Source organism: Leptospiraceae bacterium (assembly GCA_024233835.1).
Lineage (GTDB): Bacteria > Spirochaetota > Leptospiria > Leptospirales > Leptospiraceae > JACKPC01.
In genome coordinates this window covers 246,786-271,633 of sequence record JACKPC010000003.1, presented here as the reverse complement: position 1 = coordinate 271,633, position 24,848 = coordinate 246,786, and the positions used below count along the sequence as shown (strand labels likewise).

Below are 24,848 nucleotides of genomic sequence, written 5' to 3'. Positions count from 1 at the left end.
AAAAACGAGGTAATAAAACGATGAAAAAGAAAGGAAAATACTCTGAAGAGTTCAAGGAACAGGCGGTAAAAAGGACATTGAGTGGTTCATTTACAATAAAAGAAGTAGCGGAATCACTGGGTATAAATTATCATACTCTACAGAGCTGGAGAAAGGAATACCTACAAAAACAGGAAAGTGGAATGCCGTTGACAGATAAGCAAGTAAAGGAACATGAGGAATTAAGAAATCTTCGCAAGGAAAATATGAAGTTAAAGGAGGAGAATGCAATTTTAAAAAAGTTTGCAGCCATGCTCTCAAGAGAACAGTAGATAGATACACATTTATGGAAGCGAGTAATGAAACATTTCCAATTATGAGTATGGCAAGAATATTAGATGTATCTAAATCAGGATATTACAAATATCGAAATCGTTGTAAGGACGAGTTATCAAAATATTGTCCTGAAATCATAGAGCATTTGAAGAATACCTGGAAGAAGAGTAAAAAGACCTATGGGCTTATTCGTTTACTTGATGCGGTAAAGAAAGTGGACAAATCTTATGGTGCTCGCAGGGTGCGTAGGATGATGGAATTACTGGCGATAAAGGGCAAACAGGAGAAAAAGTTTAAGATTTCAACGACTGATTCAAAGCATAACGAACGTATAGCAAGAGACCTTGTTAAGAGGAACTTTTCCCCTAAAGAGAAGAATAAGATTTGGGTATCGGATGTAACGTATATAAAGCAAAAGGAAAGTTGGTTATATCTCTGTGTGATCATAGATTTGTATTCGAGAAAGGTAGTGGGTTGGAGTCTATCAGAGAAGAATGATTCGGAACTGATAACAACAACTCTTGATAAGGCAATACGGTCTCGTCGACCAGGACGTGGGCTTATTTTCCATACGGATCGTGGATCTAATTATTGCTCGCGAAAGACAAGAATCAAGTTAATTGAAAATAAAATAATAAGAAGTAATAGTAGAAAAGGAAACTGCTGGGATAATGCAGTGGCTGAATCATACTTCAGTACCTTAAAAAGAGAAATGGAAGTAAATGTGTTTTACGATCTGGAAGATGCAAAAAAAGAGTTTTTTGATTATATTGAAATATTTTATAATCGACAAAGAACGCATTCTTTTTTAGGATATAAAACTCCCACAGAATATGAGGAAATGGCTGCGTAGTATGTGTCCACTAAAACGTAACTAGGCTAACCCATTAAAGCAGTGTTAGCATTCATATCTGGTCTATCTATATCCGCTTTCTTTTCCAATAAAAACTTTACGATATCTATATGACCTTCATAGGAAGCGATTATAAGCGGAGTTTTATATTTAGAATATAGCAAATTATCCTGAGTATAAAATTTGGGAGATTTTAATACTTCTTTACTTGCTGTATTTACATCCGCACCCTTTTCGAGAGCCTCCTTCACACAGTGCAGTTTACCCTGAATAGAACAGTCTATAAGTTTCTTATTCGCATTTTCTTTGGTAATTACATCCTTCTCCTGTGCGAATACAGAAGCATAGCTGAATATTGTGATGATGATATATACGATTGTCTTTCTCATTTTATTCTCCCACCTTCACCAGCGGAAAATCGTTCACCCGTGAACTATAACCATATCGTCCGAGACTCTGCATGGGCAGGGGTGTCTGGATTACGTCCTGCAAGAATGGTTTGGTTTGTTCTGCAAACTTGGACTGGATGTAAGCACCCAGCTCCGACATAGAAATCATCCCATCTTTCTCTACAAGATTCGCTGCATCCTCTTTTTTCTCTCTGGTTTTATAACCTAAAGCATTGAGTAAAACGTAGGTATAAAGCCCGTGTCCGAGTTCTTTGGATTCTCTCGACTTTTCGTCTCCCGCAGAGCTTGTAAAGATATAGCGTCCGCTTCCGTTGGCAAGTCGTTTCAGGCCACGTTTGGTTTCTTCTTTCTTATCATCGCTACGGGAGGCAAGGGCTACTCCCACATTGCCGGAGTGACAGGCATCAATGATGAGAACTACTTTCTGAGAACGAATCTGTGCAAGCTTGTCTCCTATCAGGTCAGCATCCACACCGCTATTCTTGGCCGTTATCGCCGATTCCGGGTTTAAACTCCAATCAAAGTCCTCGGGTAAAAGGTAGAACAAACTCTTTCCTCCAAAGTTTGCACTCATGCCGTGACCGCTATAATAAATCGTAACCACATCAGAGGCATGGGCTTTTTGGATTATCTCATCTAAGGCTTTCAGAATATTCTCTCTTGTGGGCCTGTTATTTTTATCTTTATAGGTCAAAAGCTTTACTTCCACTTCGCTATATAATCCCGCGTCTTTTTGCTTTTGAAAAGCTTCGGCTATGGCTTCTGCATCGGGAACACTGTAGGTCAAATTTCTCGCCGGGTCTTTGCTGTATTCATTTACTCCTATACTCAAAACAAACAATTTGGGTGGCTTTACTTTCTCAGGTATCTGTCGAACGATTTCCATAGTCTTCGGAGAAGGAATATTGTATTCGTTATAAGCCAGTATCTTTATATCATTATTGCCGGGAAGCAGGTTTACATTTACCCTCATAGAGAAATGCTTCTGTAAGTCCTTACTTTCTCCATATGGGTCTTCTTCTCTTTCTGTTTTAGAAGTATCCACCTTATTCCCATTCACATAGACTTCCACCCTCGCGACTCTTGTTTTCCCCTTGACTTCAAACATCATCTCTGACTGTTCGTCCTTTACTAAATCTTCCGTGCCGGGGTAATGAATTTTCACTTCCGGCAGGTCCTCTACCATTTCAACTATTGCTACTTCATCCCTCGGTTTAATTTCTCCCTTTAATACCTTTTCGAAGAGATCCGGCACCCGGTAGTGTTCTTCCATATCGGGCAGGTCTAAAAACTTCCCGGCTACCTGATACGAAACAAACTCTTTGACTTTTTCATCGGTATAGTCAAATCGTCCGTCAGGAGTGTAGGAGAGAGACTCGCCATTATCAGAAAGCATCTGACTAAGAAGATGCTGACCTGTTTCGTAGTTATAGAAATGAATCTTTCCGGCAGAACTTTCTTTTGTTAGAAGTAACTTCTTATTCGTATCAACCTTTATAATTGTACCCAGAATGGATATACTTCGAATCAGACTTGCATCTCTGCAAGACCAGAATTTGGCTGTTCCATCTATAGATACTGTAATGAGGGTTTTAGAATCCGGAGTAAAAGCAGCATATTTTATCCAATCCGTATGTCCTTTTAGAGTGTGTAGAAGTTCTCCCTCAGATGACCATATCTTAGCTGTTTTATCCGTAGATGCAGTAGCCAGAGTTTTACCATCAGGGGAAAAAACGATAGATTCTACAGAACCTGTATGTTCTGTCAATGTATGAAGAAGCTTTCCGTCTACTGACCATATCTTAGCGGTATTATCGCTGGATGCTGTTGCTAGAGCCTTTCCATCCGGAGAATAACTTACCTGATTTATGGTTGAAAAGTGATCTCTTAATCTATGCAGTGATTTTCCTTCTGTAGACCAGATTTCTCCCATACTGGAAGCAATTGTTAGGGTTTTACCATCCGGAGAAAAGGCTACATGGTTAGCAGAAAGAGATGACCTGAGAGTATGTAATATTTTTCCCTCTATGGACCATATTATAACAGACTGGTCACTTGAAGCAGTAGCAAAGGTTTTACCATCCGGGGAATAGGCTATGTGATTTATCCAACCCGTATGCCCTTTAAGCGTATGAAGAAGTTTTCCCTCTACAGACCATATTTTAACTATATTATCAGTAGAGCTTGTAACCAGAGTTTTCCAATCTGAAGAATAGTTTATAGAGTTTATCTTATCCGTATGCCCTTTAAGTGTATAAAGAAGTTTTCCCTCTACAGACCATATTTTAGCTGTTTCATCTGTAGATGCAGTAGCCAGAGTTTTACCATCAGGGGAAAAAACGATAGATTTTATAAAACCTGTATGTCCTGTCAATGTATGAAGAAGCTTTCCGTCTACTGACCATATCTTAGCTGTCTTATGATCGGAGATGCTTACTCTTGTTTTTCCATCCGGAGAAAAGATTGCCTGGCTTTTTTGAACTACCTTAACTTTGCCTGTATGTAATAGTTTTCCATTGCTTGACCATATTATAGCTGTATTATCACCGGAATTGCTTGTTAACGTTTTACCATCGGGAGAAAAAACGACAGATTTTACAGAACCTGTATGCCCTATCAATTTATGAAGAAGCTTTCCCTCTACAGACCATATTCTGACCGTATTATCGTTAGATGCTGTTGCTAAAGTTTTACCATCGGGAGAAAAAATGACAGATTCTACAGAACCTGCATGTCCTATCAGTGTACGAAGTAGCTTTCCCTCTATAGACCATATCTTAGCTGTATTATCGCTGGATGCCGTCGCAAGAGTCTTTCCGTCAGGGGAAAAGCTTAGATTATTTACATAATCGGTATGTCCATTTTGAATTAAAATATTGGGAGTTTTTTTCTTAAGTTCCTCCTGGAAATAAAGGCTATTCTTTCGTTGTTTTGCATTGTACAGATAAAAATCAAATACCGAAGTATTTTCCTTTATTTTATTTAGAACATTAGAAGAGTTTTTGTAAGCCTGTCTTAAAAAAAAGTCAATTAAACTATAATTCAAAATCTTTGAATAGTATATAGCGGTTAAATAACTGAACTCCGGATGGATTCCTTTTAATGCTGTATTCGGTACATCCGGATAAGTGATCTCAGAAAAGATTTTTTTAAAGTTAATAAATTCATCTACTTCTCTTTGAGGACTCGCATTTTCCTTCTCTATTGATTCATCTATAAAGAATAAAATTGTAGAAATACATAATTTCTTCTCTGTATTATCTGTAGAACTCAAGTGCTTATTATATCTATCTTTTAAAAGACTCAGCAAGTTATTCCTTTCTTCTTGAGAGAAGAAATATAAGGCATGGAATAATTTAAAAAAATAAATATAGTTTTTAAAATTACTTCTTTGAGTCTTATATAGATTAGGCTCAGAAGATAAATAATTATAAATAGTATAATCTCTAGATAGTATGGTATAATCGAAGCCTTCTTTATTATTCTTATCCCGAATATAAACATCTGCACCATTCTCTAATAACAATCTGGCAGCTTCAAGATTGGAATATCTCAATGCCTTTATCAGGGCAGTTTCTCCATCCTTATTTTTCGCATTTATCTCTGCTCCTTTTGCTATAAGAAATTTTACAGTTTCTGTAGTATTCTTATAGGAAGACGAAACATACATAAGAGCTGTTTTTCCTTCCTTGTTCTTAAGCCTAATATCAGCTCCTTTCTCAATAAGTAGTTTGCTTATTTCCAGCTTTTCAGCACTCATAAGAGCTGTATTCCCATCATCATTTACTATATTCACATCAGCACCATGGTTTATAAGAATCTGAACTATTTCTGTGTGACTATTATGAGACGCCCAAATAAGAGCTGTCCATCCATACTTACCTTTTACATTTACCTCTGCTCCTTTTGCTATAAGCAGCTTTACAATTTCCGTAGTATTCTCAAACGAAGCAGAAGCCCTTGTCAGTGCTGTATTCCCATCCTTATTCTTTGCATTTACCTTTGCCCCTTTTCCTATAAGTAGCTTTACTACTTCTGTTTGAGCTTTAAATGAAGCTAACATAAGGGCTGTATTGGCTCCATAAATCTCCGTATTTACATCCGCACCCTTACTCAGTGCCTCTTGCACGCAATCCAATTTACCCTGAATAGAGCAATCGATGAGTTTCTCATTGGCATTTTCTTTGGTAATGCTATCATCTGCCTTTATAGCGGCGGGTAAATAAAGTAGTAGAGATAGGATAAGGGAGATAAGTTTTTTCTTTGTCATTGACTCCTTTTTAGCTTAGTTTGGTAAAGCTGTCATCAAATTTTTCCTTTCCAAAAAATTAGGAATGGTAAAATATACAAACAGAAGAAAGTAGAAGTAATTTATATACCGGAAGAAAACAAGATCATAACTGTAACTATTTATGTTTTTTATGGAAATCGGTACTTCGCCTACTTTTGACCTTCCCGTTTGCGGCCATTTCGGAATTACATTCAATAAAATGTCATAATTTTAATATAATATACAAATTTAAAACCAACATAACAAATAGTAATAAAATTTAACATGAAAAAAAACTTAAAACTAGGGTACTTCCTCTATAGTAATTCACCTCACTATTTGCTATGCTTCTCCCAATCGGAAAGAGTAAGTTGATCCAAGCTTTGAATCATATTTTTTATCCGAGATAACATTAACAACCCGATGCTCCGTTCATTCGGAGCTTTTTTTGCTCTATTTTTATCCCATTCTATTTTATCTGGGGTTTGCTCAAACATCCCCAGATGTTTGTTTTTTTATTCAATTCATTTTTTAAGTTTACAAAAATCAGAAAACTGCTTATACAGCTTGTGTGTCGGATTTGATTAATTCAATTGTTACCATTAAAGATAAAGAATTTAACTACTTAAAAGAAGTGATTCATAAAGAAACCGGGATATTTTTAGCTCCGCATAAGAAAATTATGCTCCAATCCCGTTTGAACGTTCGCCTGCGAACCACCCAGATAGCGACTTTTGAAGACTATTGTAAGAAGCTCCAAATGGACCCGGCGTTTTTCGCAAGAGAACTACCGGAAATTGTCAATCGGATCACCACCAATAAAACGGATTTCTTCAGGGAAAACCACCATTTTGAGTATTTGAAAAATGTGTTTCTCCCGGCCATGGAGGAGAAAAGCAAAACCACTTACCTCAAAAAGCTACGATTCTGGTGTGCAGCTACCTCAACCGGTGAGGAACCATATTCCCTGGCCATTGTCTTACAGGAGTATTTCGCCTTAAAACCGGGTTGGGACATAAAAATTCTCGCAACCGACATCGACACCAATGTTTTGTCTACCGCAGGTAAGGGTGTTTATAAAGAAGACAGGGTTTTACCGGTAAGAAAAGATCTGCAACAAAAGTATTTTGACATCAACAAAACAGAAAGCGGGAAAGAATACGTTGCCAAACCTATTTTGAAAAACATGATTACCTTTCGCAAAATCAACCTTCTGGATAAGCCCTATCCCATACAGGAAAAGATGGATTTAATTTTTTGTAGAAATGTAATCATCTACTTTGATAAACCTACCCAGGCAAAAATATTCGCTGAAATGGAAAAGATTCTCGTTCCTCAGGGAATTCTGATTATCGGGCATTCTGAAACTTTATTCGGAATATCAGAGAGCTTTAAATTTTTAGGTCAGACTATTTACCAGAAAAAGGCCTAAAACTTTTCCCACAGGCGTTTTAATTCTGCCAGCATATCATTCGGGTTATAGATTACGATTCGAGTATTCGCCAGAACATCTAAAAAACCGGCTTCATTGGGAAAACGCGGGATGACGTGCCTGTGAATGTGTAAAATCGAGCCTCCGCTGTGTCTGCCTATATTATAACCCAGATTAAAGCCTGGAGCCTTCCAGGTTTCCTTTAATATGCGAATACACTTCACCGATAAGCGGTGTATATCAAGGGCTTCTTCATCGCTCAATTCTTCAAGTCCGAGACAATGCCGTTTAGGAAATATGATGATATGGCCGGGATTATAAGGATATAGGTTCACAGAAACAAGGCATAGCTCTGTTTCGGCAATGAGTAGATTCGGAACCTCCGGGTTTTTCTTTTCTACTTCGCAGAGGATACAATCCACTTTTGGTCTTTTTCCCATAGCATAGCCCAGTTTATTAATCGAGAATAAATTCTTTCTCGGAGGGTTCTGTATCGGATCAAGCTCTTCCACAGCTAATAGGAAAAATATACGGATGTTATAAGGAAACAAGAAAATCGATGACGGGAGAATTTCAGAAAAAAAACTGCATTATAGAATGCTCGAATCTGATCCTGTTCATGTTTCTGTAATGCCTGAAGAAATTATTCGCTTTTTTCAGCAAATACCTGAGAAAGAAAACCTATTCTTCCTGGATGGCACTGCCGGTGAGGGAGGACACAGCAAGCTTATTTTAGAAACTTTTCCCAATTCAAAACTCATTTTCATGGATAGGGACGAAACTATGCTCAAAAGAGCAGAAACCCGTTTGGATTCTTTTGGTTCAAGGGCCACTCCTCATCATTCTAATTTTTCCGAGTTTACTTCCGATACTCTTTTTAAATTGGGGAATGTCTCCTCTGTAGATGGAATCGTTCTGGATCTGGGGATTTCTACCTATCACTTTACAAATTCTGAAAAAGGTTTTAGTTATGCGAAGGAAGAACCTCTCGATATGCGTCTTGATTTTTCCTGTAAGAAAACAGCTTCTGAAATTTTAAAGTACTATTCGGAAAAAGAACTGAACCGAGTTTTTTGGGAATACGGAGAAGAACGCTGGTCTAAAAAAATTGCCAGTGTTCTGGTAGAAAGACGAAAAAAAGAAAGCTTACAAACCAGTAAAGAGTTGGCCGATTTAATCGCAGCAATCATTCCAAGAAAATTCTGGCCTCCCAAAACTCACCCGGCTACCCGTATATTCCAGGCACTCAGAATCGAAGTAAATTCGGAGCTATTGCATATAGAAAAAGGTTTAAGACAGTTGGCCGCTTTGTTAAACAAAGGAGGAGTTTTCTGTGTCTTATCTTTTCATTCTTTAGAAGATAGAATCGTGAAGAATGTGTTTAGAGAACTGACCGGAAAAGAAAAGGAATATCAGCTTTTAACTAAAAAGCCTCTTTGTCCTTCCGAAGAAGAAATTCAACAGAATCGTCCTTCCCGTTCCGCCAAGTTGAGAGTTATTTATTCTCCATAATATGCACTCCTTCCCAGTCATCCGGAATACCATTCTTAATAAAATATTCACAACGTTTAATATATAGCTCGCTGGCTTTATCTGATGGATTTTTGCTAATTACTTCTTTAAAAATATTTAAGGCTGCTTCAATATCTTTTAATATGTAAGAATTAACAGCCATTTCAAATAGAGGTTTGGTTTCAAGGTATCTTTTTAAATTAACCTCATCAATACCATCCAAAATTTCAATAACTGTGACTTTTTTATTTTTCCCTTTTACTTGAACCCAGTCAAGAACACGGAAATTAAATTTACTTTCATCCTCAAGACCTTTTAAAACATCCTCACTGATTAGAATATTCGCTCCATAATACTTTGTTAATCCTTCCATTCTGGATGCAAGATTAACAGCATCCGAGATAACAGTACTTTCCATTCGTTCTTGATAGCCTATAGTTCCTAACATAATATCTCCGGTATGGATACCGATACCAACTTTTATTGGAGAATAGTTAAACTTTATTCTATGAGCATTATATGAATGTAACATTCTAATGGTTTCTATAGCTGCTTTAATTGCATCTTCCGGTTTTTCCGGGAATAGAGCCATTATTGCATCACCAATAAACTTATCAATAAATCCATTAAATTTTTGAATAGGTTTTCCGGCTCTTTTAAGGTATGAATTTAAAAATTTGAAATTCTCTTCAGGACTCATCGCTTCCGACAAAGCTGTAAAGGAACGTATATCTGAAAAAAAGATAGACATCTCTTTTCTTACCTGATCTCCTAATTTTACAGATGTGATCTCTTTATGATTTAAGAATTTTAAGAACTCTTCCGGAACAAATCGTCTATACGCCGCATTTGTTTTTAAGAGCCTATCAGATAAATTTTCTACTTGGAAAAATGCCAGAGTAAATTTAAAAGCCAGCATAATAGCCTGACAAAAAATAAGTGTAAAAAAGCCAAAGGGAACAAGGTATTGCGTATGTATAACCCCGTTATCATGAAGAATGTCATTAATAATCGAGGTGAGAATCGCAATATAGCCAATTAAAAAAACACTGGCTCCTTCTCGTTTTAAAAAGGAAGCCTTAACAATAACGTATAGATATATGAGCATTTGTAGTAAGATGACGATTACTAAATAGATGAAACTCTTAGATATTGTATACGAATCAAAGGCCAGCACGACCACCAAATAAGGTAAAGCCGAAAAAACATTGAAGTAAAACAACTTGTTATTAAATTCATCCGGAAAGAGCTCTCGATTAAAAAAAGCAAATAAAACTAAGGATACCGGAAATAGAAAAAACAATAACTTAATGGCAGCAAACCAGGTTAAAAAAGGTAGTAAGCTAAAGATAATTGTTTCTCCGGCCAATAAAACCCGTGTAGCAATGAAAATACATAAAAAAGCAAAATAGATTGCTGCTTTATTTTTTGAACGCATTAAATATAAAAACAGATGATAACCTCCCATAATGATTAAACTTCCAAATAAAAACAATTCAAAGTAACTATTCTGGTTTTGTAAGGAAATTAGATTTTGATCAGTACTTAAAAATAGGGAAGTCCAAATCCCGGCACTACTAAAATGATAATTGGATACGTGGAAAATTAATTCCAATTCCTTTTGATCCGTTATAAAGTTTATTAGCATATTCTTGGAAGAAGGTTGTGCTTCTTTCGGGTTTGTAGCTACTTTTCCAACTCTCGTAAGAACTTTTCCATTTGCATAAAGTGTATAAGCAGTTTGAATACCAGGAATTTTTATAGAATAAATTTGATTTGTATTTTCTAATTTGATAACAAGTCTATAAGTTGCATAAGAACGAGTAGGAATAACATGCTTCCATTCATCGGAATAATTCCAGGCTTTTGGAACCTGGATAAAAGTCCCTTGAATTGCATTATTTTTAAAATCTGAAGATGAATACAATTTCATAGGATAAAACTCCCATTCTCCATCCAGACGAATCGGACTTGTTTTACTCAAGTCGATTCCGGATAGATCTAATTTCCCCTGAGATGCTTTCAAGGAAACAGGTTTACTGAATGCACCAAATAAAGAAATATAGGCGAATACACCAACGACAATAAAGATGGTTATAAAATAGTTGAGTTGATTATTTTGCATATTCGTAATTCTTAAATATCGATGTATATTTGATTATAAAGAAAAGCTCTTTGTAATAAAGGAATACGTCTTCGGATGGAAAAGTCTCCGGGTTCATAGGCATTAGGAACTCGATATTTAGGTAATAATCCCATACGAATATAACTCATTGCTACCAATTCACTACAATAAATTTTATCCATTGAAACAGACTGGTTAAAGCAACGTCCGAGCATCCCTCTATAGAACATATCAAAATCATTTGGAAAAATAGCCGAACTTACTTCCGGCATAAGATCTTTTAAATTTTCAAACATTGTATCGGTTCTTTCCACCTGAAGTTGCCTTAAAACAAAAGCACTGTCATAATAACCTTTATTACCCTTCAGTCTTTCTTCAAGTCCAACCAGCATCGGTCCTGATTTAAAGGTATTCGTATTTATGTCTTTGATATTTTTGAGAGAATTTGATTCCCAATACAAAACAGGAGGACAATTTTCCAAACCAAGATCAGCTGCCAGAACCACCATACCGGAATGTGTCCAATAACTCCATTCTAAGGCTTCAATCACTTGACTCATAGGAAAAAGTCCATGCATTAAAATAATGTCACCAGTTTTCAAGAATGGTTCTAAATCTTTATAATTTGCGATAACTTTCATAAAACCAAAAAATAACTTTACAAGATAAATTAAAAGTATATATTTATTTCTAAATATGCAAGTAAAAAAAAGTTTCATGAAAAATGTAATAACCGGGGCTGCTTTTTTAGGAAGTGGAGGTGGGGGAAGTATTCAAGCAGGAAAAGCTCTATTGAAAGAATGCCGGGGAAAATCGTTTACTCTCATCCACAAAAAGGAAATGGACGATTCTATGCTTATCTGCTCTCTTGCAGACTTTGGTTCTATCAGTTCTTTTGAATCCGGACAAAAAGCAGCACTATTATCTGCTTTTTCTGCTATGAAAGAAATTGCAGAAAGTAAATACGGAAAAAAAATTTCAGCTATCTTCCCTATAGAAACCGGCCCGGAGAATTCGATAGCTCCCGTTCTTGTTTCTTCCTACACAGGAATTCCCTTATTGGACGTTGATTCTGCTGCTCGTGCAGTTCCTGCACTTAATTTATTAAGCCTTGCCCGTTCCGATTCTACAGATATTTGCGCTTCCAACGAAAAATCAGAGTTAATCATTCTAAAAAATTGTTCAGTTGAAAGAGCTGAATCCTTATTAGGTCTCATTTCATCTGACAAAAACTTTGCTTCGAGTAGCAGTATTTCTTTATATCTATCTCCCTATAAAAAAATAAAAAATCAACTGATTGCAGGTTCCTACACACGCTCAGCAAAATACGGTAAAGAGATTAGAAAGGTAAAAAAAGAAAAACGTAAAGTTATCATAAAGAAATTGAAAGCCTTAAATGCTCATCTACTTGCAGAAGGGCAGGTTATTGATATTCAATCTTCTATTAGCAATAGTTTAGATACTATGAAAATTAGCATAAGTGGAACAGATAAGAATCTATATACCATATTAGCTGTCAATGAAAATATGATACTTTACAGTTCTAACTCAAATCATCCTATAATGTTGGCACCTCACTCCATTGCGTATTTAAAAAATGATGCATCTCCTATGACAAATTCAGAGATACAGCTAAAAGATAATATTCTTTTATTTGCAATACCTGCTCATAAAAAACTGTTAAAGATCCAGAATAATTATTCTATGTTTTTGCAATCTATGGGATATTTTGGGAAAAAAACATTTACTTTCAAATAGTAAAAGTTCTTATGAAAAAAAACATTTCGATCATTTTTTTTGTTATATTCACTCTCTTAGTCTCTACATTCAGGTGGAAACGAGATGAAGTACAGCAATTCCCGCTTTAGAGTACAAGGCTTCTTTAAGCCTGTTTTTTAATCCATAACTTCCGGATTTCCTTCGAGGAAAAGAACCCAAAATACTTATGTATAGTAAAAATTGAGCTAAAATCATAGTAAAATTAGTACAAGGAAAAATGAATGAATAGCTCCTTCAGAAAATTTTTCACTGTTTTTAAAAATCTCGCTATGATGAATTTTCTCCTATAGAAATATTTGCTTTAAATCCATAAGCAATAGCCTGGAATAGTTGCTCCATAGATGAAAATTCAAATATTTCAAACAAGTTTCTTATCTTTTGCCAGAATAATCTTTTTGCATGAAAAGTCCCAAGTGCTTTTCGGAATAATGCACAGCTCGATTGTTGGATTTGATCTACAAGAAAAGCAAGTACCATAAGAGTTGCAAAGTTATTAGACAAATTCTTACTGCCATGTCCATAATTATGTTCAAAGTGATAACCCTGATTTTTTAGAGTATTAAAGGTTTCATTTTCTATCTTCCATCGTGATCTCGCGATTCGCATCAATTCATAAGCATTTTCTTTTGTAATTTCAATATCTGTAACCCAGCAAAAAACAATCATATGCTCTTTTTTATCCACCTGCTTATACTCAAGGATATTGACTTTGAGTTCTGAAGTCTCATTTAAAAAGATTTGGTTTGTAAAAGAAAAGTAATGAGAAACTCCATCTTTCTCTATACAGAGTTGCTCTGTCTTTTTCAATTCCTGTAGCTTATTGTGTATTCCGGTTCAACCCTGCCAGTCATTCCGGTGAAAGTTGCCACCTGACTTAATGAAATAGAATTGCATTCCGTTTTTAGCTTTACCAGGCTTCCGGTTGAAACTTTACCACACGGAAAATAAGTAATTCGGGACAAAGGTTAAAAGTTTCCTCAATCATCGCAACGAAAAAGTCTTTCAACTAAGAGGGGAAAGACTGATGAATCAGAGGATAAAAATGAATAAAATTGTTGAAATAGTAAGACTCTACGAACTGGGTTTGAGTAAACGGAGTATTAGTCGAAACTTAAGTATTTCTCGTCCAGTAGTATCAGAGTATCTCCAAATATTCCGCAAGTCAAATATGACATATAAAGACCTCTCTCTTATGAAGGAAAGTGAGGTTCTGGATATATTAGATTCCAGAAATCTTTCCCGAAAAGAAAGGTATCAGCAGCTATCCATTAGGTTTCCTGACTATGCTGTTCAGTTGAAAAGAGTTGGAGTTACCCTGCAAATATTGTGGGAAGAATATACAAAAGAAGTTTCAGAACCCTATAGCTATACCCAGTTTTGTTATCACTATCAGACATGGAAAAACAGCAAAGAAGTCAGTATGCATATAGAGCATAAATATGGTGATAAACTGTTTGTGGACTTTACCGGAAAAAAGCTAAAAATAAAAGATCCCAAAACAAATGAAGAAAGAGAAGTTGAAGTATTTGTTTCTGTATTAGGTGCGAGTCAATTAACTTATGTAGAAGCGGTATATTCTCAGAAGAAAGAAGATTTTATTCGTGCCTGTGAGAATAGTTTACAATATCTTGGAGGGGTTGTGAATGCGATTGTTCCGGATTGCTTAAAAGCTGCGGTAACAAAAAGTGATAGGTATGAACCTGAAATCAATCCTGAGCTTTTGGATTTTGCCAGACATTATGATACGGTTATTTTCCCGGCAAGGCCCTATAAGCCCAAAGATAAAGCACTCGTAGAAAATGCGGTGAACATAGTATATACTAGAATATTTGCTCCTCTTAGAGATCAAACATTCCTGAGCCTCTCAGAATTGAATGAGGCAATACAGAAACTATTAGATAAACATAATAATCTAAAAATGCAGAGATTAAATCATTCAAGAAGAGAAGATTTTGAAAGAAACGAAAAACAGTTACTAAAGCCTCTACCTGCAGAAAAATACATGTTCAAGAAATTTGCAATGTCTACAGTAGCTGTAAATTATCATGTCTACCTTCCTGAAGATAAAAACTATTACAGCGTGCCTTATCGCCTAAAAGGTCGTAAAACCACGATAATCTATACTCAGGATATAGTTGAGGTATTCTACAATAATGAGAGAGTGGCTTTGCATAAACGTGATAGAGCACAGGGTAAATATAGCACAAATATAGACCATATGCCTCCCTCTCACAAGTCTTATGCGGAATGGAATTCTGAAATGATATTAAGCAGAGCATCTCTTCTGGGAGTAAGTGTAAGGGAGCTATCCTCAAATATTCTAAATACTTACAAATATCCCGAACAGGGATATAAAGTATGCATAGGGATTATTAACCTTGGAAAGAAATATGGGGGAAAGCGAGTTAATAGAGCCTGTGAAATCGCATTAGAATACAAGCAAATAGGCTACAGATTTATAAAAAATATTTTGCTAAATGGAATGGATGCATACGAGCAAGAAAACTTATCTTCCAATGACATCAAACATGAAAACCTGAGAGGAAAAGTATATTACAATAAGGAAGAATACTGATATGACTAATGAAGATACACTTGAAAAAATAAAAATAATGAAACTTTATGGAATGCAGAGAATCTTTAAATCTGCATTGGATATGGGCTTTAATAAACTGAGTCCGGATGAGTTTGTTGCTTCTCTCGTAGATGCCGAATGGGAGGAAAGATATAATCGGAAGCTGACAAGATTATTAGCTACAGCTAAATTTCGATACAAAGCTAATCTGGAAAGCATCAGCTATGATAGCGGTAGAAATCTGGATAAAAATATGGTTCTAAAATTAAGCTCCTTTGAATGGATCAAAAGGAAATATAACCTTATTATATCCGGCCCGACCGGAACTGGGAAAAGTTATTTAGCATGTGCTTTTGGAAATAATGCCTGCCTGGAAGGATACTCTGTGCTATATTACAATAGCAGTAAATTATTCAATTCTTTAAGAATGAAAAAAGTCGATGGAAGTTACAATAGAGAAATTGATAAGATAAAAAAAACGGATCTACTTATCCTTGATGATTTTGGACTGGAACCGTTTGATAAGAAAACAGCATTGTTTCTTATGGAAATAATTGAAGATAGACATGGACAAAAGTCAACAATTATTACTTCTCAATACCCTATTTCATCCTGGCATGATGTGGTAAATAACCAGACAATTGCTGATGCAGTTTGTGACAGAATATTACACTCTTCTTACACATTCACGTTGAAAGGAGATTCCATGAGAAAATTAATTACAAAAGGTTTGACTTAATCTATGTTAGGCTTTCATCTGTCATTAGGATGATTTTGAAAACATTTGAGTGGTAAAGTTTCAACCGGAATGACTGGCAGATTTCACCGAAATATACAGCTTATCAAATTGATTGTAAAGGTGTTTGTGATTTTTTTCTTTTACACCTATGATAAAGGATAGATTCTTTTCTTTCAATAATTCAATGTGGGGAGCATTTGAAAACAGAGAATCCTCTACAAATATTGTTTTTAAATGAGGATGCTCTCTTCTAAAATCTTCAATAAATCGTTTAGAGGCGTTTAACTCACAGTCATTTTTTGTTTTCCCATCTTCGTTTGTAATAGGTTCAAACATAAGAGGGATAACTTCTTTCTTATCCGGATGCACAATACAGGCACCATACATCATATGCTGGTAGAGAGTTTCACTTTTCTTATTCTTTACAAGACAGGATTTACAATGAATTTTTCCTGAAGAGAAGAATCCGGTTCCGTCCCCGGAAAGAATATAATAATCATCAAGGACACGATAAGATTCGAGAACCTTGCCACGCTGAAGTTTTGAAAAAAGGTTTTTATATATTTTCCTGAAAGCTCCTGTTGAAACTTCATCAACAATTTCTCTCATTTGAGTGTCAGAGGGTATCTCTTGAATCTTGTATATACTTTGAAGATTTTTATTCTTCACTTTTTCTCTTTCAAACTCAAGAAGTGATGCGTTCTTTTGAGAAAAGATAGCAAAGGCTGACATTAAAGCATCTGTTAGAGAAATCGAAGGATTGACCCTGTGGTCTGGAATTTTAGAAAATTCCTCCCGAATTGCTTGATAAAGTCCATCTGCTGATAAATCTACCCGTGCGTGTAACTCGTTTTTGGCTGGCATATAGTCAAAAAGACTATATCCCTGCACAGGTACAAGCGATTTTTGATGAAAAAGTTTACGAAAGCTTTCCCTGTAAACCCAAAAATCTTAGCCTTATCTGCCTGTTACAAGCAAAGCGGGAATTGCTGTTGTACCAAGGTTCTTTTAACATACGGATTATGATTGACAATGAACAAGCATTTCAGTCATTTTTTAGTTTTTGCAATTAATGCATAAAAGATAGCAATGAAAATAATTTTTCAACTATTACTTAAGGGAACGTCTAAAAACCTCTATTTTTTAGAATCAACTATTAATAGAATGCTTTCAAATAGGCTTTATAGAAAAATTAACTTTTAAAATCCTAGTTTTTAGATGTTCCCAAAAGTTAAAATTTTTCATTCAGAGTTTGTACAGTAGTGCCATACATAAGGTCTATAACGAAATAATCGCAGTAAAACAAAGCTGGCAACGCCGTCTAACAAAGCATAGCCGCTGCGTCAGCAAGCAAGGTTAAGAAGTTTGCTTGCTTCCTTGCCAAAAGCAGTCAACCGCTTTTAGCAAGCTCATGCCTTTGCCATTGTCACAAAAATTGCGGTTGCAATTTTATGTGCCAATAGCTTCAGTCATTAGAGCTTGCGTGCGGTTTTTGTGCTTTTGGACATTATGTAAAAATACCAAAAATGCTACGGCATATTTTGTTATTTTTACATAACGTCGGCTATGCTTGAACGTTAATTGAAAGCTCTGGGGGGGATTTATTTTTATTTTCTAGGAATCTTCAGCCAGTTTAGATATAAGAAGCCAGTCCCCAATCCTTTGGCATATCTTCAAATAAAGTCCCTTATAATGAAATAGTAGGAATAAAGCCAAAAAGTCGCCTATAATTATCAATGAATGGTATGGGGCTGATCAATTTTCTCTGTTGGCAGATTTAGTTACGTAGATTTTCCAGATGTTGGACGGCTGCAGCAGCTGCACGCTGTAACATCTCCTGTGAAGCATTCGCCCGGATCATTACAAAAAATCCGAGTACAACCGATGTAAAAAAATCAGCTTCCTGTTCTATCGAAACAGATTCCGGAATATCACCCTGTCTGGATGCATTCTGTAGGGCACTACGAAAAGCATTGGATATGCGCTTGAAATATTTCTCGATATAACCAGCATCTCCCGGATCCTCTGGACCAAACTCAATGGCAGTATTGCACAACAGACAACCGATCCCTGCCACCGGTCCACTTAAAGCAGCTGAGTAAAACTGCAGCAGAGTTTGTATTTCTTCTACCCCTGCATCATCAGATTCAAGGGGTGAAAACCTGATATCTATGATTTTTTCAAAATACAGCTCCAATGCAGCTTCAAAGAGTTTCTGCTTGTTGGCAAATTCAGAGTAAATACTGAATTTATTCACTCCAAGTTTTTCTACAAGCATCTGCGTAGACGTGCCGGCATAACCGTGAATCCGGAAAATCTTCATGGCTTCATCCAGCAATTCAGCACGGTTGTATTTTTTTCTTCTACCCATAAGATTCTGATTTGGCACTGCGAGAGTTTTTTATATTTGCACTAAATATCAATTCTCCTTCCATTACAACTTTTTTCTTACCGATCGTTTAGTTTTTATTGACATTATTTGACGCAGGGTTTTTATATCTTACCGATCGTTTAGAAATACATTGAAAGGATCGAGGAGAGGAATAAAATGAGTGAAAATTCAACATTAATTGTAACTGCTGTACCGGATTCGCAGAATATGGAGGCAGTTCAGGAATATCTGGGTGGGGTTATGCCCCTGTTTATGGAAGCAGGCGGTAAACTGCAGAAACGTCTGAAAGTAAACGAAGTTATTAAAGGCAATCCGAGCGGTATGGTCCTGGTTATGGATTTCGAATCAGCTGAAGTCATTCAAAAACTATTTGGTTCCGAAGAATACCAGAAACTTGTGCCGGTTAGGGATCAGGGTTTTAAAGAAATGAATATCCTGGTCTGCCAGGGAATGTAAATCTGTTTGAAGGATTGTTTATTGGAGTTTATTGATGGGATCAAATAATGAATTCAGGGATTTTGTACTGGATCAGTTGAGCGGCATGGGCGGTTTCGAAACCAAAAATATGTTCGGCGGGACTGCTGTTCTAAAAGATGGAGTGGCATTTGCTAAAATAAAGCAAGGAACTTTATGGCTGAAAGTAAATGATAAAAACATTGAAAACTTTACAAAAATGGGTATGAAGCAATATACTTACGGCAACGACAATCAACGCAAATTAAATTTTTATGAAGCTCCGGCAGAGGTTCTTGAAAATGCAGATCAATTGGTGGAGTGGGCTTCCAGGTCATTCAAAGCGGCAGTAGAATCCAGAAAATAGATAGAGCGTGTCCCGGAAATGGGCACGCTGTTAATAGTGTTGCAGAGCGAGCCAGCAGCAAAATGAATTCATTTTTACTCCATTCAATTACTTCTTTTTGATCATGTGCCCCATGGTCGACATTATCACAGAGCAGTTCACCTATGCAGCGGCTTAATTTTATGGGAAGTTTCAGCCAGTTTAGATATAAGCTGCCAGTTCTCAATCCTTTGGCATCTCTCCAAACAAAATGTTATTAAGAAAAAGTAGGATTATCCAAATAAATCACCTATAATTTCAGATCAAATGGTTGGTGTTGGGTAATAATGGAAAAAATAAATAAATCATGTAATTTTACTTTTCCAAGATATGTGAATGTATACTAATATCCCCCAAGAGCCATCAATTAACAGAGCGTAAAACGCTGCGTCGCCTCCGGCTCGTTTGGTCCTTCGGACAAACTTTCCTCTGTCCTGAATTTTGCTTGCGCAAAATATCACTCTAGCCAGCCTAAGGCTGAACGGAAAGCTTCGTTTACGCTCGGAACGTTAGGTGCCATTCTAATTAATTTAGGAGTTATCTTGAAATATATATCAATAATATTATTTTTATGCCTGATATTGTCATGCAGTAACAAAGCAAGTCAACCGCCAAAAGCAATTAATGGTATTTTAGATCTGCGTAATTGGGATTTTGAAAAAGATGGAGTTATTAAGCTAGACGGATATTGGGAATTTTATTGGAAAGAATTGTACGATCCTGATGATTTCCAGAAAATTCCAAAGGCAAATCATCCTGATAACTTTATCGATTTGCCGTATACTTGGAACAATAAAAAAATAAACGGAAATAATTTACCCGGGCAGGGATATGCTACTTTTAGATTAACAGTCCTTTTGCCGAAAGAAAATTTATCTCTATCTTTACTATCTAAAGAACAATCAACTGCCTACAAAATATTTTTAAATGGAGATATGGAAAATCATTCCGGAGTGGTAGCCAAAGAACCGGAAAAAGCAATACCTCAGACGATGAGCTCCATAGGTTTTATAAAAAATATTTCCAGTCGAAAATTAGAAATTATAATGCAGATATCCAATTATGATCATAGAAATGGCGGAATATGGCATAGCTTGCTATTAGGAGAAAGGGAAGATATACTATTTTTGGACACCGCACAGAGAAGCAGTGAAGTCTTTTTATCTGGAATGTTGCTCATAATGGCGTTATATCACATTGTAATATACCTAATCCGACGGAAAGACAAATCCCCCATTTTATTTGCTCTTGTTTGTATGGTTGTTTTTTTTAGATTGAGCACAACCGGTTCCAAAATTATACCCTATCATTTTCATTGGGTAAGTTATTATATTTATGTTGCTATTGAATACATATCATTTTTCTTTTCAATAGTAGTAACCATACATTTTTTACAGTCCCTTTTTCCGGAGGAGTTTCATAGAAAAGCAATCTTATTCTTCTATACAATAGCCACTCTCTTTTCACTGTTTACTTTGTTTACAAAACCATTATTATTCTCTAATACAGTTCCTTATTACCAAATTGTATTTTTATTAGGTCTTGTCTACGTTACTATATCCTTATCAAAAGCAATATATCGTAAAAGAAAGTTCAGTAAACTAATATTTGGTGGTATCTTTTTTATGATGGCCACATCAATTAATGATATTTTATATGTGAACGAAGTACTAAGAACTGGATTTCTTATTCATTATGGAATTGCTGTATTAGTTTTCTCACAAGCAGTTGTTCTTTCTTTAAAATTTTCCAATGCATTTTCTTTAAATGAAAAACTGGTAGAATCAAGTAATTTATTTGTTCCAAGAGAATTCCTGAATCTGCTGGGGAAGTCCGATATCACGCAGGTTCAGCTGGGTGACAAGACTCAAAAAGAAATGACAGTATTCTTTTCTGATATTCGCAAATTTACCGAATTATCAGAAACGATGACCCCTGATGAAAATTTTAAATTTATAAATGCTTATCTAAAGAAAATGGGCCCCATTATCCGGAAGAATAACGGATTTATAGATAAATATATTGGTGATGCAATTATGGCTCTCTATCCCGATAAGCCAGAGGATGCAATTAACTCCGCTATAGAAATTCAAGATAAATTAAATTTACTCAATCAGCATAGGATATCTAACAAATATGAACCTATTATTGTCGGAATAGGCATTCATATCGGGAATTTAATGTTGGGCACAATTGGTGAATCCGAACGAATGGATGGAACCGTTATATCCGATGCTGTAAATCTGGCTTCGCGCCTTGAAGGACTCACAAAAATATATGGATGTTCGGTAATTGTATCTGAGACAACATTCCTTATGATGGATAATCCCGATAAATTTACATATAGAATATTGGATACTATAAGAGTAAAAGGGAAAAAAGAACCGGTAACTATTTATCAGATAGTTACTAAAAATGAAATAGAGCAATATAATGACTTTAGTGAATTAAAAGCAGTATATGAAAAAGCCTTAAATTATTATCGTTTAAAAGATTTTGCGAAAGCTATTTCTTTATGCGAAGATATTTTAGAATTTGCTAAACATGATAAACCATCTGAAGTTCTATTGCACAAATGTCGACTGCTCATAAATAGGGAACTTGAAGCAGAATGGGAGGCAATTACTACGCTATTTGAGAAATAAAATTAGAACGGCACATAACAAAGAGTAGCCACTGCGGAAACAAGCCAGAATAGGAAATCGCTTGTTTCCTTGGACCGAGAGAGCCTTGGAACTCCAAGCAAGTGCTTTGCCTTCGAGAAGAATTGGAAGTTCTCTCAGTCACGACACTTGCAAGAGCATGAGTTCACTTGCTCGGTGACATGCCGAAGCGGCACGTCGGCTACGCTCAAACGCTAGATAGCACTTAAATAAACGTAAGCCTCAGGTAAGCCCACCTTCCCAAATCCCGGGAACTGTGGTATACCTTGTTCATGAATACAATACAAAACTGGGAAGAACATATCGAGAACTGGCAGGCAAGCGGCAAGAGCTACATGGCCATTGTAAAGAGCACAGCCTATCTTATTCATCCTTCAGAATGATACGGACTTATCTCCCTTTGATAAGAGCCTGTTTTTATTCGGTAACAAACGCAGGAATATGTTAAAAGTCTTATACTTGGATAGGAATGATTTTTGTCTCTGGCAGAAGATAAAAAACTTGTTTAAAATTGAAAAAACGGTAAAAAAAAATGAACCCATATATCTTTTACACTACACATACAGTCAAAAATAGTAAGCATTATAAGAAGAAGTTTTTCTTCCGTTCGGTAGCTATAAATCTGTAGAAGACTTGCATGACCGGGAGAGTCGAACATGATATATTTATTTTTAGATTTAGAAAATACTGTAATATATTCCTGAAAGAAATTTAGAGGATAAAAATATGATAGCAGTTTTACACACAAAATTTGGTTCTCCTGATGAACTAAAAATTATAGAAATATCCAAACCGATACCAAAGGATAATGAAGTTTTAGTAAAAATGCATTCGACCGCAGTTACTTCATCTGACTGCAACATACGAAATCTTACCTATGTAACAAATGTTTTTCGACCTATGTCGAGGTTAGTATTTGGTGTTTTTAAACCAAGGTTTAAAAGACTTGGAATGGTGGTAGCTGGAGAAATAGAAGTTACCGGAAAAAAAGTAACTAAGTATAAAAAAGGAGATAGGGTCTTTGGAATAACCGGAATGACAATGGGAACTTATGCAGAATATGTATGTGTTCAAGATAAAGAACCACTGGTTATTAAGCCTGGTACGATGAGCTGGGAACAAGCGGCTGCTATTCCGAACATGGCATCAACTGCACTTTATTTTATTAGAGACCTTGGACAAACACGTAAAGGACAAAGGGTTTTAGTTAGAGGAGCTTCCGGAGGTGTCGGAAGTTATGCTGTGCAGCTTGCCAGGTATTATGGAGCAGAGGTAACCGGTGTTTGTAGTGCTTCCAATATAGAAATAGTAAAAGAACTGGGTGCAGATAAAGTTATTGATTATACAAAAGATGATTTTACAAAAAATGGGGAAACCTATGATATTATTTTAGATGCTACCCATAACTCTTCATTTTCTTATTGCAAAAATTCACTAACTAAGACAGGTGTGTACCTTCCTGTTTTAATGGGATTTGCGGAACTGATAGGAGCTATCTTTAATAAAAAAATAAAAAGCGGTATGGCTTCGGATAAAATAGAAGGTCTTAATTTATTTGTAGAATTATTTAAGCAAGGCAAACTAAAACCAGTGATTGGTAAACAATTTAAACTGGAACAAATCGCTGATGCGTTTAAGTATGCAGAATCAGGGCATAAAAAGGGGAACGCAATTGTAATAATTTAAAAAGAAATAGAAAGAGTTAGTGGATTTCAGGAAAAAATATTTAAAATATTACCGGACAAAGCAACAGAAATTTGTTCCAACTATAATATAAAAACTCCAGACTCTATTCATCAAGAACATTATTCCTATCCTACGGTATCTTTTTATAGAATGACTCAAAATTACTTTTTTTATAGCCGAGGAAAACGGCTTTGTTGAAGAAGGTTTCGGATTCTTCTTTGTTTTTCTTCAGGGCTTTAAGTATCGCCAGATTGAAATAAGGAATCGGATAAAGGGGGTCTTTTTCAGCTGCTTTTTGGAAGTATTGCTCGGCAGTTTCGAGTTCTTTCTTTTGCAGGAAGGCGGAGCCTAAATTATTGAAGGTCATAGCTTCTGCATCTTTTGTATAAAGCCCGAATATAAGCCACTCCAGATTTTTTAGACCGGGTTTTTTGTCTAAGTCCTTCAGGAATGTGTGAAAGGAATCTATTGCTTTATCCAAGTCTTTATTGGTCATATGTATTTTGCCATTGAAAAAATTTTCCCAGGCGGAAGCCAGAATCCTGCCCGGTAGAAAGAGAAGGACTAAAAAAAATACAGAGATAAGAAAACTCTTTGTCAGGTAAAATAGGAGAAAAGAAAAAACTCCGTAAAAGAGAAGAAATAGGGTGAAAACTAATTTATTCTTTTTTACACGATTCAAGCCTGCTTCCATTTTATATTACAACCGATACTTGGTTTTTGTATTTTTAGGGGTTCTTCTCCGGAAAGTAGGTTATCCAGGGCTAAGCGTATATCCTTTCCGCTTACTTCTATTCCATTTCCGGGACGTGAATCATCGAGTTGGCCCCTGTAAACGCATTTTAGCATATTATCAAATACATAAAAGTCAGGAGTACAGGCTGCTGAATATGCTTTCGCAACATTTTGGGTTTCATCATAAAGATATGGAAACGGATACGACATCTTTAATGCTTCTTCTTTCATTTTCTGAGGAGAGTCTTCCGGGTAGTTAGCCACATCGTTTGAGCTTATCGCGAAGAAATGAATTCCCTTTGGCATATAGTCTTTTGCCAGTTTTACAATACCTTCCTGTACATGTTTGACATAGGGGCAGTGATTGCAGATAAACATGATAAGAGTTCCTCTTGCCTGAACTTCTTTATAGAGATGCAGGGTTTGTCCGGAAATTGTATCCGGAAGGGAAAAATCGGGCGCTTTTGAACCCAGCGCCATTGTCATGTTAGACGGTGTTTTAGCCATGTTTACAGGCTTTTTAG

Annotated in this window: 21 protein-coding genes; 11 read left to right on the top strand and 10 right to left on the bottom strand. The window is 36.0% G+C overall.

Going from position 1 to position 24,848, the window contains the following annotated elements:
• Positions 1–20 precede the first annotated feature (20 nt).
• A protein-coding gene (locus H7A25_15610; GenBank protein MCP5501327.1) for an IS3 family transposase occupies positions 21–1,168 on the top strand; the annotation gives its coding sequence in 2 pieces (ribosomal slippage) (positions 21–273 and positions 273–1,168; 1,149 coding nt in all).
• Between the two features lie 26 nt (positions 1,169–1,194).
• Here the strand turns inward: H7A25_15610 and H7A25_15605 are convergent.
• Complete coding sequence (locus H7A25_15605) at positions 1,195–1,557, bottom strand: ankyrin repeat domain-containing protein (protein ID MCP5501326.1); 363 nt, start codon at positions 1,555–1,557, stop codon at positions 1,195–1,197.
• A 1-nt stretch (position 1,558) separates the two neighbouring features.
• Entirely contained in the window at positions 1,559–5,848 is a 4,290-nt protein-coding gene (locus tag H7A25_15600) for an ankyrin repeat domain-containing protein (protein MCP5501325.1), read from the bottom strand.
• 571 nt (positions 5,849–6,419) lie between these two features.
• Here H7A25_15600 and H7A25_15595 point away from each other — a divergent pair.
• Positions 6,420–7,280 carry a protein-glutamate O-methyltransferase CheR gene (locus H7A25_15595; GenBank protein MCP5501324.1) on the top strand — a complete coding sequence of 287 codons (861 nt, stop codon included), beginning with the start codon at positions 6,420–6,422 and terminating at the stop codon, positions 7,278–7,280.
• Here the strand turns inward: H7A25_15595 and H7A25_15590 are convergent.
• The gene (locus H7A25_15590; protein MCP5501323.1) at positions 7,277–7,792 is read right to left on the bottom strand and encodes an HIT domain-containing protein; all 516 of its coding nucleotides are present in this window, start codon (positions 7,790–7,792) and stop codon (positions 7,277–7,279) included. The two genes, H7A25_15595 and H7A25_15590, sit on opposite strands and share 4 nt — an antisense overlap.
• Before the next feature lie 85 nt (positions 7,793–7,877).
• Between H7A25_15590 and rsmH the strand changes: the two genes are divergently transcribed.
• Complete coding sequence (gene rsmH / locus H7A25_15585) at positions 7,878–8,792, top strand: 16S rRNA (cytosine(1402)-N(4))-methyltransferase RsmH (protein MCP5501322.1); 915 nt, start codon at positions 7,878–7,880, stop codon at positions 8,790–8,792.
• Here the strand turns inward: rsmH and H7A25_15580 are convergent.
• Positions 8,776–10,917 carry an adenylate/guanylate cyclase domain-containing protein gene (locus tag H7A25_15580; protein ID MCP5501321.1) on the bottom strand — a complete coding sequence of 714 codons (2,142 nt, stop codon included), beginning with the start codon at positions 10,915–10,917 and terminating at the stop codon, positions 8,776–8,778. The genes rsmH and H7A25_15580 overlap by 17 nt on opposite strands.
• A gap of 11 nt (positions 10,918–10,928) precedes the next feature.
• A complete protein-coding gene (locus H7A25_15575; GenBank protein ID MCP5501320.1) occupies positions 10,929–11,636 on the bottom strand; it encodes a hypothetical protein in 708 nt (235 codons plus the stop codon).
• Here H7A25_15575 and H7A25_15570 point away from each other — a divergent pair.
• Complete coding sequence (locus H7A25_15570; protein ID MCP5501319.1) at positions 11,635–12,675, top strand: DUF917 family protein; 1,041 nt, start codon at positions 11,635–11,637, stop codon at positions 12,673–12,675. The two genes, H7A25_15575 and H7A25_15570, sit on opposite strands and share 2 nt — an antisense overlap.
• A 288-nt stretch (positions 12,676–12,963) precedes the next feature.
• Here the strand turns inward: H7A25_15570 and H7A25_15565 are convergent, their stop codons facing one another.
• Positions 12,964–13,503, bottom strand: coding sequence for a hypothetical protein (locus tag H7A25_15565; protein MCP5501318.1), 540 nt, complete (start codon positions 13,501–13,503; stop codon positions 12,964–12,966).
• A 217-nt stretch (positions 13,504–13,720) separates the two neighbouring features.
• Here H7A25_15565 and H7A25_15560 point away from each other — a divergent pair, with 217 nt between their 5' ends.
• Positions 13,721–15,271: an IS21 family transposase gene (locus tag H7A25_15560; protein ID MCP5501317.1), complete on the top strand. Its 1,551-nt coding sequence runs from the start codon at positions 13,721–13,723 to the stop codon at positions 15,269–15,271.
• A gap of 1 nt (position 15,272) precedes the next feature.
• The gene (locus tag H7A25_15555) at positions 15,273–16,010 is read left to right on the top strand and encodes an ATP-binding protein (GenBank protein MCP5501316.1); all 738 of its coding nucleotides are present in this window, start codon (positions 15,273–15,275) and stop codon (positions 16,008–16,010) included.
• Positions 16,011–16,070: 60 nt separating this feature from the next.
• Here H7A25_15555 and H7A25_15550 read toward each other — a convergent pair whose 3' ends face one another.
• Both H7A25_15550 and H7A25_15545 read right to left on the bottom strand, forming a co-directional pair.
• A complete protein-coding gene (locus H7A25_15550) occupies positions 16,071–16,874 on the bottom strand; it encodes a hypothetical protein (protein ID MCP5501315.1) in 804 nt (267 codons plus the stop codon).
• 913 nt (positions 16,875–17,787) lie between these two features.
• The gene (locus H7A25_15545) at positions 17,788–18,381 is read right to left on the bottom strand and encodes a TetR/AcrR family transcriptional regulator (protein MCP5501314.1); all 594 of its coding nucleotides are present in this window, start codon (positions 18,379–18,381) and stop codon (positions 17,788–17,790) included.
• Between the two features lie 177 nt (positions 18,382–18,558).
• Between H7A25_15545 and H7A25_15540 the strand changes: the two genes are divergently transcribed.
• From H7A25_15540 to H7A25_15520, 5 genes are all read left to right on the top strand, one after another.
• Positions 18,559–18,858, top strand: a complete 300-nt coding sequence (locus tag H7A25_15540; protein MCP5501313.1) for a DUF1330 domain-containing protein — start codon at positions 18,559–18,561, stop codon at positions 18,856–18,858.
• Positions 18,859–18,892: 34 nt separating this feature from the next.
• Positions 18,893–19,222, top strand: a complete 330-nt coding sequence (locus H7A25_15535) for a TfoX/Sxy family protein (GenBank protein ID MCP5501312.1) — start codon at positions 18,893–18,895, stop codon at positions 19,220–19,222.
• 560 nt (positions 19,223–19,782) lie between these two features.
• Positions 19,783–21,885, top strand: a complete 2,103-nt coding sequence (locus tag H7A25_15530; GenBank protein ID MCP5501311.1) for an adenylate/guanylate cyclase domain-containing protein — start codon at positions 19,783–19,785, stop codon at positions 21,883–21,885.
• A 378-nt stretch (positions 21,886–22,263) separates the two neighbouring features.
• Positions 22,264–22,479 carry an IS66 family insertion sequence element accessory protein TnpB gene (locus H7A25_15525; GenBank protein ID MCP5501310.1) on the top strand — a complete coding sequence of 72 codons (216 nt, stop codon included), beginning with the start codon at positions 22,264–22,266 and terminating at the stop codon, positions 22,477–22,479.
• Between the two features lie 150 nt (positions 22,480–22,629).
• Positions 22,630–23,589, top strand: a complete 960-nt coding sequence (locus tag H7A25_15520) for an NAD(P)-dependent alcohol dehydrogenase (protein ID MCP5501309.1) — start codon at positions 22,630–22,632, stop codon at positions 23,587–23,589.
• 130 nt (positions 23,590–23,719) lie between these two features.
• Here the strand turns inward: H7A25_15520 and H7A25_15515 are convergent, their stop codons facing one another.
• Complete coding sequence (locus tag H7A25_15515) at positions 23,720–24,271, bottom strand: hypothetical protein (GenBank protein ID MCP5501308.1); 552 nt, start codon at positions 24,269–24,271, stop codon at positions 23,720–23,722.
• Positions 24,268–24,831, bottom strand: a complete 564-nt coding sequence (locus H7A25_15510; protein MCP5501307.1) for a thioredoxin family protein — start codon at positions 24,829–24,831, stop codon at positions 24,268–24,270. Before H7A25_15510 ends, H7A25_15515 begins: the two co-directional genes overlap by 4 nt.
• Between the last annotated feature and the right edge of the window lie 17 nt (positions 24,832–24,848).

Coding starts and splice junctions, on each gene's coding strand:
- H7A25_15550 (MCP5501315.1), bottom strand. CDS start 16,874: ATGCCAGCCAAAAACGAGTTACACGCACGGGTAGATTTATCAGCAGAT.
- H7A25_15600 (MCP5501325.1), bottom strand. CDS start 5,848: ATGACAAAGAAAAAACTTATCTCCCTTATCCTATCTCTACTACTTTAT.
- H7A25_15555 (MCP5501316.1), top strand. CDS start 15,273: ATGACTAATGAAGATACACTTGAAAAAATAAAAATAATGAAACTTTAT.
- H7A25_15575 (MCP5501320.1), bottom strand. CDS start 11,636: ATGAAACTTTTTTTTACTTGCATATTTAGAAATAAATATATACTTTTA.
- H7A25_15540 (MCP5501313.1), top strand. CDS start 18,559: ATGAGTGAAAATTCAACATTAATTGTAACTGCTGTACCGGATTCGCAG.
- H7A25_15580 (MCP5501321.1), bottom strand. CDS start 10,917: ATGCAAAATAATCAACTCAACTATTTTATAACCATCTTTATTGTCGTT.
- H7A25_15605 (MCP5501326.1), bottom strand. CDS start 1,557: ATGAGAAAGACAATCGTATATATCATCATCACAATATTCAGCTATGCT.
- H7A25_15570 (MCP5501319.1), top strand. CDS start 11,635: ATGAAAAATGTAATAACCGGGGCTGCTTTTTTAGGAAGTGGAGGTGGG.
- H7A25_15510 (MCP5501307.1), bottom strand. CDS start 24,831: ATGGCTAAAACACCGTCTAACATGACAATGGCGCTGGGTTCAAAAGCG.
- H7A25_15545 (MCP5501314.1), bottom strand. CDS start 18,381: ATGGGTAGAAGAAAAAAATACAACCGTGCTGAATTGCTGGATGAAGCC.
- rsmH (MCP5501322.1), top strand. CDS start 7,878: ATGCTCGAATCTGATCCTGTTCATGTTTCTGTAATGCCTGAAGAAATT.
- H7A25_15535 (MCP5501312.1), top strand. CDS start 18,893: ATGGGATCAAATAATGAATTCAGGGATTTTGTACTGGATCAGTTGAGC.
- H7A25_15560 (MCP5501317.1), top strand. CDS start 13,721: ATGAATCAGAGGATAAAAATGAATAAAATTGTTGAAATAGTAAGACTC.
- H7A25_15520 (MCP5501309.1), top strand. CDS start 22,630: ATGATAGCAGTTTTACACACAAAATTTGGTTCTCCTGATGAACTAAAA.